This is a genomic window from Ruegeria sp. AL1 (assembly GCF_056540905.1).
Genome location: NZ_JBQFXP010000009.1, coordinates 192,910 through 209,430, shown reverse-complemented (window position 1 = coordinate 209,430; position 16,521 = coordinate 192,910). Strand labels below are relative to the sequence as shown.

The window sequence follows — 16,521 nt, the reverse complement described above, 5'->3', positions numbered from 1 at the left end:
GTCAAAATTTATCTATCCTGAGCCGTTAATGTCGAATTTAACAGTAAATTTCCCTGATCTATCGCGCCCTGCGCATTACGGTCGCACCCGCTATGTCTCGTTGGCGGCAATTGCTGCTTTGCTTTGCCTTTTGCCGGGGGTGGCATTTGTTCCGGACGCATGGACAAATGCTCTGATCGTGGCAGGGGTGACATTGCTGATCACCTCGCTTTTTGTTTTCATTCGAGGACGATTTCAACGCAAAACGGCCGATCATGTCACCTTGCTGCTAAATGGAATGGTGCAACATGACCGCGCCGCCTGTTTCATTGCCGATGGAAACGGGCGGATCATCACGTCAAACCAGGTTGCAGTCGCGCGATTTCATCCCACGCCCGATGCTCAGCTGGAACAGTGTCTGAGGACGGTCTTCGCCAATCCCGCGGCTGTATTGTTGCGCCTGCAATCGCAAGCCAAGACGCTGGGACATGTGCGCGAGGTCATCGCAACGCGCAGCGCCGAGATAGTGGTCGATGTCTCATGGCTTCAAGACAATCTGGTGAGTTGGCGCTTTGAACTGGACCAAAACCGTCCATGGGCGACCGTCGAATCGCCGGTCCTCAGAATCGGACGAAACAACGCGATACTGGACGGCAATAAAGCAGCGCATGAGTTTTTTGGCGATTTGCCTGCCTCTTTGGATCAGGTTCTGGCCGGAAAACCTCTTGGCAAAGCGGGACCACAGAGATGCGTCAGACAAGGGGGCTCGTGCTGGGTTGTCGTGACGCCGTTGCGTCGCAGCGGCGTCGAACGCGATATGATGCTGGTCGAACTTCCTGATCAGCCCGCCTCAACATCCAAGACTTCTTTTGCCAGCTTACCCGTTCCCCTTTTGCGCCTGTCTTTGGACGGCATAATCCTCGATGCCAACCACCTGGCCCGACGTTTGATCGGCGAGGTCCGCGTGGGCACTGAGAACATCGCGGAAATCATGCAAAGCTTTGCCCAGCCTGTCGGAGAATGGCTGAACGCCTCATCCCAACCGGATGAGGCGCCGCGGTCCGAGTTTCTGCGACTGCGGCGCGATGACAAAGAGATTTTTGTCCAGGTGACTCTGTCGCGGATCGAGCGGGAGGGGCAAACCCAACTGATCGCGGTACTGAACGACGCGACCGAACTAAAAACGCTAGAGGCGCAGTTCGTTCAGGGGCAAAAGATGCAGGCGGTCGGGCAGTTGGCCGGGGGGGTCGCTCATGATTTCAATAACCTTTTGACTGCGATTTCAGGTCATTGCGACCTTTTGCTGCTGCGCCACGACCAGAGTGATCCCAACTATGGTGATCTGGTGCAGATCAATCAGAACGCCAACCGCGCGGCGGCTCTGGTCAGTCAGCTTCTTGCGTTTTCGCGTAAACAGACGCTGCGGCCCGAAGTGCTGGATCTGCGGGATACGATCTCGGACTTGATCCACCTGTTGAACCGTCTGGTTGGGGAAAAGGTTCAGCTGACCCTAAGCCATGATCCGGTGGTCAAACCGGTTCGCGCAGACAAACGCCAACTGGAACAGGTTCTGATGAACCTTGTGGTAAACGCGCGGGATGCGATGCCCGACGGCGGTGAAATCCGGATCGAGACCGAGGTTCTGACCCTTGACAAGCCGATCACCCGCGACCGTGCCACGGTGCAAAAAGGCCAGTATGTCACCGTAAAAGTGATCGACAGCGGCACCGGCATTCCGGCGGACAAGCTGCAAAAGATTTTCGAGCCGTTTTACACAACCAAACGCACCGGCGAGGGAACCGGATTGGGGCTTTCGACCGTCTATGGCATTGTCAAACAAACCGGCGGGTTCATTTTCGTGGACAGTACTGTGGGGCGGGGGTCAGAGTTCACCGTCTATTTGCCCGTGTGCCACCATCAGGAGACACCGGTTCCCGAAGAACCTGCGACGCCGGAGCATCATATGTCCAGCCAGGGCGAGGGGGTTGTTCTTCTGGTCGAAGACGAAGCCCCCGTGCGCGCCTTTGCCACCAGAGCGCTGCGGCTGAAGGGCTACACGGTCCTTGAAGCTGATTCGGCGGAAAGCGCGTTAAACCTGCTGCAAGACGCAGCGCTGCATGTGGACGTGTTCGTCACGGATGTGGTGATGCCCGGCATGGATGGTCCGACCTGGGTGCGCAAAGCCATGGAAACCCGACCCGATGTGCGCGTTGTTTTCATGTCGGGCTATACCGAAGGCGCATTTGATGAAACGGCGCCCCAGATCGCGCAATCTACCTTTTTGCCCAAACCGTTTTCGCTGACCCAGTTGACCGAAGCTGTATTCCAGCAATTCACCTGACGCGGCTATCTGGCCGACGCGTGTAGCTTGAATTCGCCCTTGAATTGAGCTCGGTACTGATCTCTGGTCTCGTCGGCCAGGGTCAGTTCCCCTTGGGGCGAGACATTCTCCTGCGGCAGACAGATGGCACAATTCAGACGCTCTTCAAGAAACGCACGAATCCCCGCCTGATTCTCGTATTTGAATACGTGCGTAGCGCCACGCCCGTTGCTGCGGGGGCGTAAAAATTCGATCTGGCTGCCGACGTCGGCAAAGGCCGGTCGGTGGGGTTGCAGATACGCCTTCACGAACGCGTCAAAGGAGACGCTCTGCGTGGAGTTCGGATGACCTTCCAGCTCTGGACGGCTGCGATACCGGTACCAACTGCCAAGCCAATCGACAGGTTCGCGCACGACGGCGATGATCTCCATCTCTGTATCGAACATCTTGCGAAAGATATTCTGGAAAAACCGGTCGTAGCGGCGCACGGTTGCATGTTTCAAGTCGGTCGGTCCGGCCACAACGATGTCAGCGCGGTCCCGCAAGGCGGTCTGATAGGCGGTGCTGCCTGTCTTGGGAACTGACAGCAATGCCAGACGCTCTTTGTAAAAAACAAGCATTTTCTCGTTTACCTTCAAGGGCTTTGAATTTTCAGAGTGTCGTAAACGACTCTTTAACACAATTGCCAAAGAGTGGGTTGCATAAGTTTTTATTGAAATGTTCTCTTTTTGGTCCCATAAGGAACAAGAGGCGAACAAAGCAGCGATTGCCGCCCGTCAAAGGGTGTGACAAAAGGGATAGCGACAGGACAATGGCGGATCTTCTGACGATGAGCGACAAGAAAAACGCAGACAAGCAAAAGGCGCTCGATAGCGCGCTGGCACAGATCGAACGGCAGTTCGGCAAGGGCTCGATCATGAAGCTGGGCGAGGATTCCAAGCAGGATATCGAGGCAAGTTCGACCGGCTCGCTGGGGCTGGATATCGCGCTGGGAATCGGCGGCCTGCCCATGGGGCGGATTGTCGAGATTTATGGGCCTGAAAGCTCGGGTAAGACGACTTTGACGCTGCATTGCATTGCAGAACAGCAGAAACGCGGTGGCGTATGTGCGTTTGTGGACGCAGAACATGCGCTGGACCCGCAATATGCGCGCAAGCTGGGCGTTGATCTGGATGAATTGCTGATTTCGCAGCCCGATACCGGCGAACAGGCGTTGGAAATCACCGACACGCTGGTGCGCTCGGGTGCTGTGAATATGGTCGTGGTCGACTCGGTTGCGGCGCTGACGCCGAAATCTGAGCTTGAGGGCGATATGGGCGACAGCAATGTTGGCGTTCAGGCCCGCTTGATGAGCCAGGCGATGCGCAAGCTGACCGGTTCGATCAGCCGTTCGAACTGCATGGTGATCTTCATCAACCAGATCCGGATGAAGATTGGTGTGATGTTCGGCAGCCCGGAAACCACGACCGGTGGTAACGCGCTGAAGTTCTACAGTTCGGTCCGCCTGGACATCCGCCGCATCGGCGCGATCAAGGACCGTGACGAGGTCGTCGGCAACCAGACCCGCGTCAAAGTTGTCAAGAACAAGGTGGCACCGCCGTTCAAGCAGGTGGAATTCGACATCATGTATGGCGAAGGCATCAGCAAAATGGGCGAGCTGCTGGATCTTGGCGTCAAGGCTGGCGTGGTCGAGAAGTCGGGCTCGTGGTTCAGCTATGGGGACGAGCGGATCGGGCAGGGGCGCGAGAACGCAAAGCAATACCTGCGCGACAACACCCGCGCCGCGCTGGAAATCGAAGACAAGATCCGGGCCGCACACGGGCTGGACTTTGAGATGCCCCCTGAAGCGGAAGAGGATGATATCCTTGAAGCATAAAGCACGCGTGAGAGGGAATAACAGAAATCCTTCGGCACTGCGATGATGCTGGGAATACCGGGAACAGGGCGGTCCATCGGGGTCGCCTTGTTTCGTTTCAGACGCGTCGCCTGTGGACAGTCTGCAGGTGCGGGGCTAAACCTTTGGCGACCAAAATGATTGCGCGCTGAGAGACCTCAAATGCCCACGCTGAATGATATCCGATCGACCTTTCTGAATTACTTCGCCAAGCAGGGGCACGAGGTGGTTGCGTCCAGCCCGCTGGTGCCACGCAACGACCCGACGTTGATGTTCGTAAACTCTGGCATGGTCCAGTTTAAAAACCTGTTTACCGGTGTTGAAACTCGCAATTATAGCCGCGCCACAACGGCCCAGAAATGTGTGCGCGCAGGCGGCAAGCACAACGATCTCGACAATGTGGGATACACCGCGCGCCACCATACGTTCTTCGAAATGCTGGGGAACTTCTCTTTCGGGGACTACTTCAAGCATGAGGCTATACCGTTTGCTTGGGAATTGATCACCAAGGAATTCGGTATTGACAAGAACCGTTTGCTAGCCACCGTTTACCACACGGATGACGAGGCTTTCGAGATCTGGAAAAAGGTCGGCGTGCCCGAAGACCGGATCATTCGCATCGCCACCAGCGACAATTTCTGGCAGATGGGCCCCACCGGCCCCTGTGGTCCATGTACCGAAATTTTCTATGATCACGGCGACCATATCTGGGGCGGCCCTCCGGGCTCGGCCGAAGAAGATGGTGACCGGTTTATCGAAATCTGGAACATCGTTTTCATGCAGAACGAACAGTTCGAGGACGGCTCGATGGTCGAACTTGACATGCAATCGATCGATACGGGCATGGGTTTGGAGCGGATTGGTGCTCTGCTGCAGGGCAGTCATGACAACTATGACACCGACCTTTTCAAAACCCTGATCGAGGCATCTGCGGATGTGACCGGGGTCGATCCTTATGGGGACCAGAATGTCCACCATCGGGTGATCGCGGATCATCTGCGCTCGACCTCGTTTCTGATTGCTGACGGGGTGATGCCGTCAAACGATGGCCGCGGATATGTTCTGCGCCGGATCATGCGCCGGGCCATGCGCCATGCACATTTGTTGGGCGCCAAGGATCCGGTGATGCACAAGCTGGTACCGTCGCTGGTACAGCTCATGGGCGCGCAATATACCGAACTGGGCCAGGCCCAAGCGTTGATCGAAGAGACGCTGTTGCTGGAGGAAACCCGGTTTCAGCAGACGCTGGATCGTGGCCTGAAGCTGCTGGATGATGAGGTCGCAGGATTGCCGGATGGCGCAGCTCTGCCGGGCAATGCAGCGTTCAAACTCTACGACACTTACGGATTTCCCCTTGATCTGACACAGGACGCATTGCGGGAAAAGGGGCGAACCGTAGATACCGATGGGTTCGACGTGGCCATGGCCGAACAGAAAGCCAAAGCGCGCGCCGCTTGGGCAGGTTCTGGCGAGTCCGCAGACTTGGCGGTCTGGTTTGATGTCCTGGACATTGCGGGTGCGACCGACTTTCTGGGATATGACACCGAAAAGGCTGAGGGTCAGGTGTTGGCGCTGGTGGTCGATGGTGCTCTGGTCGAAAAGATCGACGCGGAGGGCAGCGGCTGGGTCGTTACGAACCAGACGCCGTTTTACGGCGAAGCGGGTGGCCAGGTTGGTGATACGGGCGAAATCCGGCGTCTCGAGAATATGCAGGATGTGGCGCAGGTTGATGACACGCGCAAGTTTGCCGAGGGCAAGGTCTATGCGCATCGGGTCACAGTCAACCAAGGTTCATTGTCCAAAGGCGATGCGGTCGAGCTTGCAGTAGATCACTCCCGCCGAACGTCCATACGCGCCAATCACTCGGCAACCCATCTGTTGCACGAAGCCCTTCGCGAGACATTGGGCGATCACGTCGCTCAGCGCGGTTCGTTGAACGCGGCGGACCGTCTGCGATTCGATTTCAGTCATTCCAAGGCGTTGACCCTTGGCGAAATTCAGAAGGTCGAGCTGGAGGTGAATGATTTCATCCGGCAAAACTCGACTGTCGAGACGCGGATCATGACACCTGATGATGCCCGTGAGTTGGGCGCTCAGGCCCTGTTCGGCGAAAAATATGGCGACGAAGTGCGTGTGGTATCGATGGGCAAAGCCGCAACCGGCAAGGGTCAGGACGGTGAAACCTGGTCGATCGAGCTGTGCGGTGGTACGCATGTGCGCCAGACAGGGGATATCGGTACCTTCGTGGTGCTGGGCGACAGCGCCAGCAGCGCAGGCGTGCGCCGGATCGAGGCGCTGACGGGGGATGCCGCGTTCCGCTATCTGTCGGGACAGGATCACCGTCTGGCACAAGTCGCGCTGGAACTGAAAGCGCAGCCGGACACCGTGGTCGACCGGCTCAGATCTCTGCTGGATGAGCGCAAGGCACTGCAGAATGAGGTTGCGCAATTGCGTCGCGATCTGGCCATGGCCGGTGGCGCCGGGCAGGGCGGAGGCGCTGAGGCGCGGGAGGTCAACGGAGTATCGTTTCTGGCGCAATCGCTTTCGGGTGTGTCCGGAAAAGACCTGCCCAGCCTGATTGACGAGCACAAGGCGCGGTTGGGCTCTGGTGCTGTTTTGCTGATTGCCGACGCCGGTGGAAAGGCGGCCGTTGCTGCTGGCGTTACGCCGGATTTGACGGATCGCGTCTCTGCAGTCGATCTTGTCCGCGCTGCGGTAACGGAACTGGGCGGTAAAGGTGGTGGTGGCCGCCCCGACATGGCGCAGGGTGGCGGTAAGGATGCTTCGAACGCAGATGCTGCGATCAAAGCCGCCGAACAGGTTTTAGGAGGATAAGATGCCGGCACTCTGGATTGCACATGTGACTGTGACAGACACGGATGCGTATGGAAAATATGCCGAGTTGGCAGGCCCGGCGATTGCCGCGCATGGCGGTGAATTCATCGCGCGGGCTGCGCGCTATGTCCAGCTGGAAGGAAAAGAGCGCCCCCGAAACGTGGTCGCGCGGTTCCCGTCAGTGGACGCCGCTGTCGCGTGCTACCATTCCGAGCAGTACCAAAAAGCCCTGGAACACGCACGTGGTGCCAGTGAGCGAGAATTGGTGGTTGTCGAGATTACCGAATAAGAATCGGGCCACGTCCGACGACAGATTTCATATTCAGCAGTCGATCGGAGTTTCGCGGCAATCGTTTCAAGCGACGTCGAGTCCGGGCGCTCTTATCCGCAATTTCCCCTTCGATTTCAGGATGCTGTAAGGAAAACTTTGCGTAGCTATCTATCGAGGGTTGTTCGAAATGTGGCGCACTACGCCTTCTTTTTGCGCGTAAATCGCCCTGACTCCTGACGAATTTCCGCCGTTTTTCCCCTTCACCTTAATCTAAAGATTGCGCAGCGGCGTCTCTTCGCGCTTAGTTAAGTGAAGAGGGTCACATTATGCCCAACGCAATCGATCAAGGCACTGATCGAGGAACTGGTATGATTTCGTTTCGGAAATACGCGAACAAGACATCTGGACGCGCGGTATTTGGTGTTCACACCGCGCTGGCGGTTTTCGCGTTGAGCTTTGGTGCCTTTTTGTATGGGTCCGAGGCCGAAGCGAATGAGGCGGCATTTATCAAAACCTCAATGAAATCCCCACCACCATCCGGTGCTTTGACCCTTTGTCATCAATATAAATGGGCCTGCGCAAGCAGCGCTAAGTTCTCGGCACCGGCGGATCAGGAATTGAAGCTGGTACAGCAGATCAACCGGCAAGTGAATGCTTCAACGCGTGAGATTACGGACCAATCACAATATAAAACGCGTGAACGCTGGGCATTGCCAACGCGCCGCGGCGGAGATTGCGAAGATTTCGCGTTGTTGAAAAAGCGGAATCTTATCAATGCGGGCATCGACCCCAGCAAGCTTTTGCTGGCCACAGTATTGGACACCCGCCGCAATGCCCATGCCGTTCTGGTCTACCGCTCGAGCCAGGGGGATCTGGTTCTGGACAATTTGACCAACCGGATCAAGCCTTGGACTGCGACCAAATACATGTTCCTGAGAATGCAGGACCCGAAGCAGCCAAAGAACTGGGTCGGCGTTTACGCGAGAAGCTGAGATCAGCTGACGATTTAATTCAAGACCTGCCATCTGTGGACCGGGCTGAACGACGGTGAAGCTGTTCAACCCGGTTCGAAGTTTGTCAGCGAATTAATCTTCGTCGTTGTTTGCATTTTCGCTCTGAGCTGGGCTGCTGCCTTCCGAACCGTTTCCGCTGCCGTTGTTGCCTTTCTTGCCGCGGCTTTCAGTCTCAGTCTCAGTCTCAGTCTCAGTCTCAGTCTCGGTTTCGGTCTCAGTCTCAGTCTCAGTCTCAGTCTCAGTCTCGGTTTCAGTCTCGGTTTCGGTTTCAGTCTCAGTCTCAGTCTCGGTTTCGGTTTCGGACTCACCTTCGTCGTTGTGGTTGGTTTCACCATCGTCATTTTCATTAGGTGTACTTTCATCGGTTTCTTCACCGTTGTCCGTATCACCCCCCTTATCCGATCCGGTGTCATCCGAAGGATCATCATCGTCGTCGCGAGAATTGCTGCTTTGATCCTCACCTCTGAACGATTTGGTATCGACAGATGCCGTCGGGAAGTCTGTCAGCACCGCAGCAAAGCCTGGGCAGTCCACCAAAGTCCTCGAAAGGATTTGTTCGAAATCTGCTCGGCGCTGAATATAGCGCAGCATTTTTGATGAGACGACGTCGCACGCGCATAACGTGTTTGACGAAACTGACTGCTTTGCCGTTTTGACTGTGCACATATCTGCTGCTTGTGCAGGCGCGACGGAAACAAACGGTACTGTTGCCGATACAAAAACAAATGACAACAAACGTGATTTAATACGCATCTTGCGTCTCCTTTGAACTCGTTAACCAAGGCGATTCACACACAACCGACGCCAAAGTTTTGACATACATACAGCGTTGTTGTGCCGCAATTTCAAGTGGCCAAGTTCACACTCGGAGAAAAATTAATACAACTTTAGGCAGATTGATGTGTAAAAACAAAAGAAAGCGCCCGATCAAGGTATCGAGCAGCTTTTCTACGCATTTTCCAGAGGGACGTAAAAATGTCACAATTGCGGCATTGTTTCCAATGCCGCAACAGGATCAGGCGGATTTTGCCATGCGTTTGCGTTCGTGCGGATCCAGGAAGCGTTTGCGCAGTCGAATGGCGTTGGGCGTGACTTCGACGAGTTCATCGTCGTCAATGTAAGCAATGGCCTCTTCCAGCGAGAATTGCACATGCGGCGTCAGGCGGACCGCATCGTCCGAGCCGCTGGCACGCACGTTGGTCAGCTTCTTGCCTTTCAACGGGTTTACTTCCAGATCGTTGTCCCGCGAATGCTCACCGATGACCATGCCCTGATATACTTCGGTCTGTGGCGCGACAAACATGCGCCCGCGCTCTTCCAGGTTCCACAGCGCATAGGCGACGGCCTGGCCCTTTTCCATTGAGATCAAAACGCCTGCGCGGCGACCGGGAATCGGCCCTTTATGCGCAGACCAACCGTGGAACACCCGGTTCAGGACACCAGTTCCGCGCGTATCGGTCAAAAACTCGCCGTGGTAGCCGATCAGCCCGCGCGATGGCACATGCGCGATGATCCGCGTTTTACCCACACCGGCCGGGCGCATCTCGACCAGTTCGCCTTTGCGTGCACCGGTGACCTTCTCGATCACCGCGCCCGAGAATTCGTCATCAACGTCGATGGTCACCTCTTCGACCGGTTCCAGACGTTGTCCATCTTCTTCGCGGAACAGAACTTGCGGGCGCGAGATGCTGAGCTCAAAGCCTTCCCGGCGCATGTTCTCGATCAGGACCCCCATCTGCAATTCGCCGCGGCCCGCGACCTCAAAGGCTTCACCGCCCGGCGTGTCGCTGATGCGGATGGCAACGTTTGATTCGGCTTCTTTCATAAGGCGGTCCCGAATGACGCGGGATTGCACCTTTTTGCCGTCCCGTCCGGCAAGAGGGGAATCGTTGATGCCGAACGTCACCGTGATGGTGGGTGGATCGATCGGTTGGGCGGGCAGGGCTTCGTTAACTTGTGGCGAAACCAGCGAGTCCGCAACAGTGGCTTTGCTCATCCCTGCAATGGTGACGATGTCGCCGGCCTCGGCCACGTCAATGGGCTGTTGTGCCAAACCACGGAAGGCGAGGATTTTCGAGGCGCGAAAGTTTTCGATTACAGACCCGTCGCGGCTGAGCGCTTTGACACTGTCTCCGGCCTTGAGAGTCCCGCTTTCAACACGGCCGGTCAGAATGCGGCCGATGAAAGGGTCGCTGCCCAGTGTGGTGGCCAGCATTCGGAATGGCTCATCCTTGCGCGCGGCCTGTTTAGGCGCGGGCACGTGGTCGACGATCAGATCGAACAGGGCGGTCAGATCTTGGCGAGGTCCATCCAGCTCCATATCCGCCCAGCCCGAGCGACCCGACGCATACATGGCCGGGAAATCCAGCTGATCGTCATCGGCGCCCAGATTTGCAAAAAGGTCAAAGCACTCGTCCAGCGCACGGTCGGGTTCGGCATCAGGCTTGTCGACCTTGTTGAGCACAACAATGGGGCGCAGACCCAACGCGAGCGCTTTGGAAGTGACAAACTTGGTTTGCGGCATCGGGCCTTCGGCGGCATCCACAAGCAGAACCACGCCATCAACCATACTGAGAATCCGTTCAACCTCGCCGCCGAAATCGGCGTGGCCGGGCGTGTCGACAATGTTGATGCGTGTGCCTTTCCATTCGACGGATGTGGCCTTGGCAAGGATGGTGATGCCACGTTCTCGCTCAAGATCGTTGCTGTCCATGGCGCGCTCCGCCACGGCCTGATTTTCCCGGAAAGCGCCGGATTGTTTTAGCAGCTCGTCCACCAGGGTCGTCTTGCCGTGGTCCACGTGAGCGATGATTGCGATGTTGCGCAGGTCCATGAGAGGTCAGCCTTTGAACGGGAAGTTGGCCCGGCGCATAACGCGGCGCGGCGAAATATGCCAGCCCTAACCGTATGTCAGGCGCGGAGCGTGCCGGAAAACGGCTGAACGAGCGCGGATCGGGCCGAAATCAGCGCGATCCGGGCGTTGCCAAAGACAAGATGGCAAACATCCATGCCCGATTGCAACAGTCTCGAAAGGTCAGGTAAACCCCACTGTTTCTTTCAATTTGAGACGTGTATAAAGTCCCTGTTTTTAGTGTGTATTTTGCGAGTAACAAAATGACGACATTTGCGAAATCCGTCATCATCATATCGTTTTTGATCGTGGCGCTTGGGTGGCTTGCAGACGGGGGGTCCGTCGACATGGATGCAGCCCAAAATGTTGAACAGGTAGCGGGTAATTCGGTTTAAGCGCGGATCGGACGATTAAAAAAGGAGCTCTCGGGCTCCTTTTTTTCGTCTTCACGCTTACTGCTTTTCAATCGCCTTCAATTTTGCCCTGTGTTGCGACAACCGTTTCACAACGAACCGGCGCGCTTTACGTTCAGCCAGTCGTACACGAATTTCTGTCAGGAACGCCTCTTCCAGAGTCTGAGAGGCAGCTCCCAACTCGTCACCAACCTCAACGAAGAACCGGTCGTCACCGGTTTCGTCCATGACCTTCATCGTGTCTTCGGCCAGTCGTGCTGCAAGAGTTGTGATGGTGTCAGACATCAGCGGGTTGTCTCGGTCAGGCGGCGTTTGACGTACTCGGTGACATCGCCCATCAGCGTGTCCATGTGGCGTTCCTGAAAAAAGTGATCTGCACCCTCGACCTCGTGATGGGTGATGGTGATGCCCTTTTGCTCGTGCAGTTTGCCCACCAGTGATGTGGTGTCAGCAGGGGGTGCCACGCGATCGGCTGAGCCATTGATGATCAGACCGGAAGACGGGCAGGGGGCGAGGAACGAAAAGTCGTACATGTTCGCGGGCGGTGACACGCTGATGAACCCGGTGATCTCGGGGCGGCGCATCAAAAGCTGCATCCCGATCCAGGCACCGAACGAAAACCCTGCGACCCAGCAGTGTTTCGAGTTGTTGTTCATCGACTGTAGGTAATCCAGCGCCGAGGCCGCATCGCTCAGCTCGCCTATACCCTGATCATACTCGCCCTGACTGCGGCCGACACCGCGGAAATTGAACCGCAACACGGTGAAACCCATGTTGTAGAACGCGTAGTGCAGGTTGTAGACCACTTTGTTGTTCATGGTCCCACCGAATTGCGGGTGTGGATGAAGCACGATGGCGATCGGTGCGTCTTTTTCCTTTTGCGGGTGGTAACGGCCTTCCAGGCGGCCTTCGGGTCCGGGAAAAATCACCTCGGGCATGTGTGCTTTGGTCCTGTCTTTTTCGCATAGGTGGCCAGATATACTTGACGATAATCGTCGGACACCTTAGAACGGTTCTAATTTCATTGATGTGCGTTGATGCACTGCCCGTCGGAGATACGCATTGCCTGCGGCGGCGTCAATGTTTTCGCGCGGTTCTTGCCGAGAGGGTATGGTATGAAGCTGTCAACGAAGGGACGTTATGCAATGGTCGCATTGGCGGATATTGCTTTGCAGCCCTCGGACAAGCTGGTCACTTTGGGCGAGATTTCCGAGCGCCAGGATATTTCTCTGCCATATCTCGAGCAGCTTTTCGTTAAACTGCGCCGGGCCGAACTTGTCAGTTCTGTCCGTGGACCGGGTGGTGGCTATCGGCTGGCGCGTCCGGCTTCTGATATTCGGGTGGTCGAAGTTCTGGCCGCCGTAGATGAGACCGTGGACGCGATGCACAAGGGGGCCGGCGCGTCGGGCGCATCCTCTGGCAGTCAGGCACAATCCCTGACCAATAGGTTGTGGGAGGGGTTGAGCGCGCATGTCTATGTCTTCCTGCATCAGACCCGGTTATCCGATGTCATCCGCAACGATTTGGCGCCGTGCCCAGCGGTGCCCAATCTGTTCGCCGTCGTGGATGACTGAGCGATGAGGGTAAAGCGCCACTTTAACGCGATCGAAAAGATGTATCCATGAAGCGGGTTTATCTGGATCATAACGCGACAACGCCATTGCGCCCCGAGGCCCGGGCCGCGATGTCTGCCGCCATGGATCTGTGCGGTAACCCGTCTTCGGTGCATGCAGAAGGTCGCGCGGCCAAGGCCGTGATCGAGAGGGCCCGGGGTCAAATTGCGACAGCCTTTGGAGCGGATGGCGCGGATATCGTCTTTACGTCCGGCGCGACCGAGGCGGCGGCACTGGCTATGAAGGGGCGCAATCTGCAAGGTGCGGCAATTGAACATGACGCGGTAAGAGCTTGGGCTGACGAAGTTTTGCAAACGTCGGCGAATGGATTGGTCACTGTGGCCAAGGCGGATTGTTCGACGCTGCAATTGGCCAATTCCGAAACCGGTATTGTGCAGTCTCTGCCAGCGGGCTTGGCCGTGTGCGACGCGACACAGGCGTTCGGAAAATTGCCGGTCGCGTTCAATTGGCTGGGAGCCGAAATGGCGTTGATCTCGGCGCATAAACTCGGCGGGCCCAAAGGGGTCGGGGCCTTGGTGATGAAGCGAGGCACGGATATTGCGGCGCAGATCAAAGGCGGCGGTCAAGAGATGGGCCGCCGGTCGGGCACGGAAAATGTGATTGGAATCGTGGGGTTCGGAGCCGCAGCTGAGGCGGCAACTGCGGATTTGGCGACCGGCATTTGGGAAAAAACTTCAGAACTTAGAAATATTCTAGAAATGGCTCTTGAGGCTGGCTCTAAATCTACTATTTTTGTCGGGAAAGATCGCAAGCGACTCCCGAACACTTTGTGTTTCGCGACACCGGGCTGGAAAGGCGAGACGCAGGTCATGCAGATGGATTTGTCGGGTTTTGCGATCAGCGCAGGTTCGGCCTGTTCCAGTGGCAAAGTGCGTGCCAGCGCGGTTCTGACCGCTATGGGCTATGACGAACAGACGGCATCCAGCGCAATCCGCGTATCGCTGGGGCCGGAGACGACGGAAGAAGACGTGCTGCGTTTTGCGGAAACGTGGTTGGAAAAAGAGAAAAAGCATCGCGCGCGGGCCGCGTGATCTGACGGAGGGTGTCTTATGGCCGCTTTGGACCAGACCCAGGTAAAAGAAGGTGTTGATCAGGAAACCGTGGATGCGGTGCGCGAGGTCAGCACGTATAAATACGGCTGGGATACCGATATCGAGATGGAATATGCGCCCAAGGGCGTGAACCCGGATATCGTCCGTCTGATCTCGGACAAGAATGATGAGCCTGAATGGATGACCGAATGGCGTCTGGCTGCATTCGAACGCTGGACTCAGATGGAAGAGCCCAAATGGGCAATGGTCCATTACCCGCCAATCGATTTTCAGGACCAGTATTACTATGCCCGTCCGAAATCGATGGAGGAAAAGCCCAAATCGCTGGATGAGGTCGATCCAAAGCTGCTGGCCACATACGAAAAGCTGGGTATCCCACTGAAAGAACAGATGATTCTGGCTGGCGTCGAGGGCGCGGAGAATGCACCTGCCGAAGGTCGTAAGGTGGCCGTGGACGCGGTATTCGACTCGGTCTCGGTTGGCACGACCTTTCAGGAAGAACTGAAGAAAGCCGGCGTGATCTTCTGCTCGATCTCCGAGGCGATCAAAGAGCATCCCGAACTGGTCAAGAAATACCTTGGCACCGTTGTTCCGGTGTCCGACAACTTCTACGCCACGCTGAATTCGGCGGTCTTCTCGGACGGGTCCTTTGTCTACATCCCGCCGGGCGTTCGCTGCCCGATGGAGTTGAGCACTTACTTCCGCATCAACGCAGAGAATACCGGCCAGTTCGAGCGGACGTTGATCATTGCCGACAAGGGCTCTTACGTGTCCTATCTGGAAGGCTGCACCGCGCCGCAACGCGACACGGCCCAGTTGCACGCTGCTGTGGTTGAGATCATCGTCGAAGAAGATGCCGAAGTGAAATACTCGACCGTTCAGAACTGGTTCCCCGGGGATGAGAATGGTAAAGGCGGTATTTATAACTTTGTGACCAAACGCGCCGATTGCCGGGGTGACCGGTCCAAGGTGATGTGGACACAGGTGGAAACCGGTTCGGCTGTGACGTGGAAATACCCGTCCTGCATCCTGCGTGGGAATGACAGTCAGGGTGAGTTCTACTCGATCGCGATCGCCAACAACTATCAGCAGGCCGATACCGGCACGAAGATGGTGCATCTGGGCAAGAACACCAAGTCGCGGATCGTGTCCAAGGGGATCAGCGCAGGTAAAGCGCAGAACACCTATCGCGGTCTGGTCTCGATGCACCCCAAGGCGAAAGACAGCCGGAACTATACGCAATGCGACAGCTTGCTGATCGGAGACAAATGCGGGGCGCACACGGTTCCGTATATCGAAGTCAAAAACAACTCCTCTCGCGTGGAACATGAGGCGACGACGTCCAAGGTGGATGACGACCAATTGTTCTATTGCCGCCAGCGTGGCATGGACGAGGAAGAGGCCGTGGCGTTGGTCGTCAACGGGTTCTGCAAGGACGTCCTGCAGGCCCTGCCGATGGAGTTCGCCATGGAAGCCCAGCAATTGGTTGCGATCAGCCTTGAAGGGTCTGTGGGCTAATTCTCCATGCCGATTGGAATGATCATAAGGAACGATGCTATCAATATGGCATCAACGGATCAGGGTCGCCTGACCTCGCGCGGCGTTTGCGTCGCCGCGAACACACAGTCTGGCGATCTCCTTATGATTGCGAATTGCCCTTGGTGGTTCCGCTTGCTAAGCAACACCCATTGGATTGTCAGTGGGGTCTGCCAGCGTGTCGATGCAGGAAGAACAGAACGCGAGTTTTCAGGATCGGGTCGATCGCATCACGGCCCGCGCGCAGGAAGCCAAGAAGGGCGTACCACGCAAGAAAGCCTACAGCATCTGGTCGCGCCTCGGCTATCCGGCCGCCTTCATCGGGGCGTTTTTTCTGGGCGTGGGCGCGGTGTTTCTGTCCCGGTACATCCAGTACAATCTGGTGGGATTGCCTGGCGAAGCCGAGGGGAGCTCGGCAGATATCATCGGGTTCATCATCGCGGGCGGCGCGGTCTTTCTGATTTCCTTTCTGTTGAAGGGCAACCAGAAGGAATTCGCAAGCGTCAGTGCGTTTGCGATGCTGATGACCACCTTCACGTTTCACAATGCGGTTTGGGCCTATCCGGAACTGTTCGAAAGAGTTTACGGAGAAGACTGGGTGGAGTTCATGCAGGACATCACCAAGCCCTCAAGTCTGCAATTGTTCACTCTGTCCGTCGAATTCGGTTAACGCAAACTGTAGTCACCGACCAATGCGCGCCACGGACCTTTGCGTGGCCAGAA

At 56.5% G+C, this 16,521-nt stretch carries 14 protein-coding genes; 9 read left to right on the top strand and 5 right to left on the bottom strand.

Annotated features, from left to right (window positions below; all coding sequences use genetic code 11):
* Positions 1–28: 28 nt before the first annotated feature.
* Positions 29–2,320 (top strand): hybrid sensor histidine kinase/response regulator, encoded by a 2,292-nt coding sequence (locus ACRZ9X_RS15770; protein WP_480520515.1) that lies wholly within the window; start codon positions 29–31, stop codon positions 2,318–2,320.
* Between the two features lie 5 nt (positions 2,321–2,325).
* Here ACRZ9X_RS15770 and ACRZ9X_RS15765 read toward each other — a convergent pair whose 3' ends face one another.
* The gene (locus ACRZ9X_RS15765; RefSeq protein WP_480520513.1) at positions 2,326–2,919 is read right to left on the bottom strand and encodes a gamma-glutamyl kinase; all 594 of its coding nucleotides are present in this window, start codon (positions 2,917–2,919) and stop codon (positions 2,326–2,328) included.
* Between the two features lie 191 nt (positions 2,920–3,110).
* Between ACRZ9X_RS15765 and recA the strand changes: the two genes are divergently transcribed.
* The 4 genes from recA (at position 3,111) to ACRZ9X_RS15745 (ending at position 8,291) form a co-directional block, all read left to right on the top strand.
* The gene (recA, locus tag ACRZ9X_RS15760; RefSeq protein WP_480520511.1) at positions 3,111–4,175 is read left to right on the top strand and encodes a recombinase RecA; all 1,065 of its coding nucleotides are present in this window, start codon (positions 3,111–3,113) and stop codon (positions 4,173–4,175) included.
* Positions 4,176–4,355: 180 nt separating this feature from the next.
* On the top strand, positions 4,356–7,028 hold the full coding sequence (gene alaS, locus ACRZ9X_RS15755; protein ID WP_480520509.1) for an alanine--tRNA ligase: 2,673 nt from the start codon (positions 4,356–4,358) through the stop codon (positions 7,026–7,028).
* Position 7,029: 1 nt separating this feature from the next.
* Positions 7,030–7,317 carry a DUF1330 domain-containing protein gene (locus ACRZ9X_RS15750; RefSeq protein ID WP_480520507.1) on the top strand — a complete coding sequence of 96 codons (288 nt, stop codon included), beginning with the start codon at positions 7,030–7,032 and terminating at the stop codon, positions 7,315–7,317.
* A 308-nt stretch (positions 7,318–7,625) separates the two neighbouring features.
* A complete protein-coding gene (locus ACRZ9X_RS15745) occupies positions 7,626–8,291 on the top strand; it encodes a transglutaminase-like cysteine peptidase (protein ID WP_480520505.1) in 666 nt (221 codons plus the stop codon).
* Between the two features lie 93 nt (positions 8,292–8,384).
* Here ACRZ9X_RS15745 and ACRZ9X_RS15740 read toward each other — a convergent pair whose 3' ends face one another.
* The 4 genes from ACRZ9X_RS15740 to ACRZ9X_RS15725 all read right to left on the bottom strand — a co-directional run bounded on the left by ACRZ9X_RS15740 (position 8,385) and on the right by ACRZ9X_RS15725 (position 12,514).
* Positions 8,385–9,065 carry a hypothetical protein gene (locus ACRZ9X_RS15740; RefSeq protein WP_480520503.1) on the bottom strand — a complete coding sequence of 227 codons (681 nt, stop codon included), beginning with the start codon at positions 9,063–9,065 and terminating at the stop codon, positions 8,385–8,387.
* 262 nt (positions 9,066–9,327) lie between these two features.
* Entirely contained in the window at positions 9,328–11,145 is a 1,818-nt protein-coding gene (gene typA, locus ACRZ9X_RS15735; RefSeq protein ID WP_480520501.1) for a translational GTPase TypA, read from the bottom strand.
* A 470-nt stretch (positions 11,146–11,615) separates the two neighbouring features.
* Complete coding sequence (locus tag ACRZ9X_RS15730; RefSeq protein ID WP_480520499.1) at positions 11,616–11,861, bottom strand: hypothetical protein; 246 nt, start codon at positions 11,859–11,861, stop codon at positions 11,616–11,618.
* A complete protein-coding gene (locus ACRZ9X_RS15725) occupies positions 11,861–12,514 on the bottom strand; it encodes an alpha/beta hydrolase (RefSeq protein ID WP_480520497.1) in 654 nt (217 codons plus the stop codon). The genes ACRZ9X_RS15730 and ACRZ9X_RS15725 overlap by 1 nt, the downstream gene beginning before the upstream one ends.
* Before the next feature lie 177 nt (positions 12,515–12,691).
* Here ACRZ9X_RS15725 and iscR point away from each other — a divergent pair, with 177 nt between their 5' ends.
* From iscR to ACRZ9X_RS15705, 4 genes are all read left to right on the top strand, one after another.
* Positions 12,692–13,150 (top strand): Fe-S cluster assembly transcriptional regulator IscR, encoded by a 459-nt coding sequence (iscR, locus tag ACRZ9X_RS15720; RefSeq protein WP_480520495.1) that lies wholly within the window; start codon positions 12,692–12,694, stop codon positions 13,148–13,150.
* A 47-nt stretch (positions 13,151–13,197) separates the two neighbouring features.
* Positions 13,198–14,241: a cysteine desulfurase family protein gene (locus ACRZ9X_RS15715; RefSeq protein ID WP_480520493.1), complete on the top strand. Its 1,044-nt coding sequence runs from the start codon at positions 13,198–13,200 to the stop codon at positions 14,239–14,241.
* A gap of 18 nt (positions 14,242–14,259) precedes the next feature.
* On the top strand, positions 14,260–15,780 hold the full coding sequence (sufB, locus tag ACRZ9X_RS15710; RefSeq protein WP_480520491.1) for a Fe-S cluster assembly protein SufB: 1,521 nt from the start codon (positions 14,260–14,262) through the stop codon (positions 15,778–15,780).
* Positions 15,781–15,961: 181 nt separating this feature from the next.
* Complete coding sequence (locus tag ACRZ9X_RS15705; protein WP_480520489.1) at positions 15,962–16,468, top strand: hypothetical protein; 507 nt, start codon at positions 15,962–15,964, stop codon at positions 16,466–16,468.
* Positions 16,469–16,521: the final 53 nt, after the last annotated feature.

Excerpts from the sequence above, each read along its gene's own strand:
- ACRZ9X_RS15770 (WP_480520515.1), top strand. The coding sequence starts at position 29 with ATGTCGAATTTAACAGTAAATTTCCCTGATCTATCGCGCCCTGCGCAT.
- ACRZ9X_RS15730 (WP_480520499.1), bottom strand. The coding sequence starts at position 11,861 with ATGTCTGACACCATCACAACTCTTGCAGCACGACTGGCCGAAGACACG.
- ACRZ9X_RS15740 (WP_480520503.1), bottom strand. The coding sequence starts at position 9,065 with ATGCGTATTAAATCACGTTTGTTGTCATTTGTTTTTGTATCGGCAACA.
- recA (WP_480520511.1), top strand. The coding sequence starts at position 3,111 with ATGGCGGATCTTCTGACGATGAGCGACAAGAAAAACGCAGACAAGCAA.
- ACRZ9X_RS15765 (WP_480520513.1), bottom strand. The coding sequence starts at position 2,919 with ATGCTTGTTTTTTACAAAGAGCGTCTGGCATTGCTGTCAGTTCCCAAG.
- sufB (WP_480520491.1), top strand. The coding sequence starts at position 14,260 with ATGGCCGCTTTGGACCAGACCCAGGTAAAAGAAGGTGTTGATCAGGAA.
- ACRZ9X_RS15750 (WP_480520507.1), top strand. The coding sequence starts at position 7,030 with ATGCCGGCACTCTGGATTGCACATGTGACTGTGACAGACACGGATGCG.
- typA (WP_480520501.1), bottom strand. The coding sequence starts at position 11,145 with ATGGACCTGCGCAACATCGCAATCATCGCTCACGTGGACCACGGCAAG.
- ACRZ9X_RS15715 (WP_480520493.1), top strand. The coding sequence starts at position 13,198 with ATGAAGCGGGTTTATCTGGATCATAACGCGACAACGCCATTGCGCCCC.
- ACRZ9X_RS15725 (WP_480520497.1), bottom strand. The coding sequence starts at position 12,514 with ATGCCCGAGGTGATTTTTCCCGGACCCGAAGGCCGCCTGGAAGGCCGT.
- ACRZ9X_RS15745 (WP_480520505.1), top strand. The coding sequence starts at position 7,626 with ATGCCCAACGCAATCGATCAAGGCACTGATCGAGGAACTGGTATGATT.
- iscR (WP_480520495.1), top strand. The coding sequence starts at position 12,692 with ATGAAGCTGTCAACGAAGGGACGTTATGCAATGGTCGCATTGGCGGAT.
- alaS (WP_480520509.1), top strand. The coding sequence starts at position 4,356 with ATGCCCACGCTGAATGATATCCGATCGACCTTTCTGAATTACTTCGCC.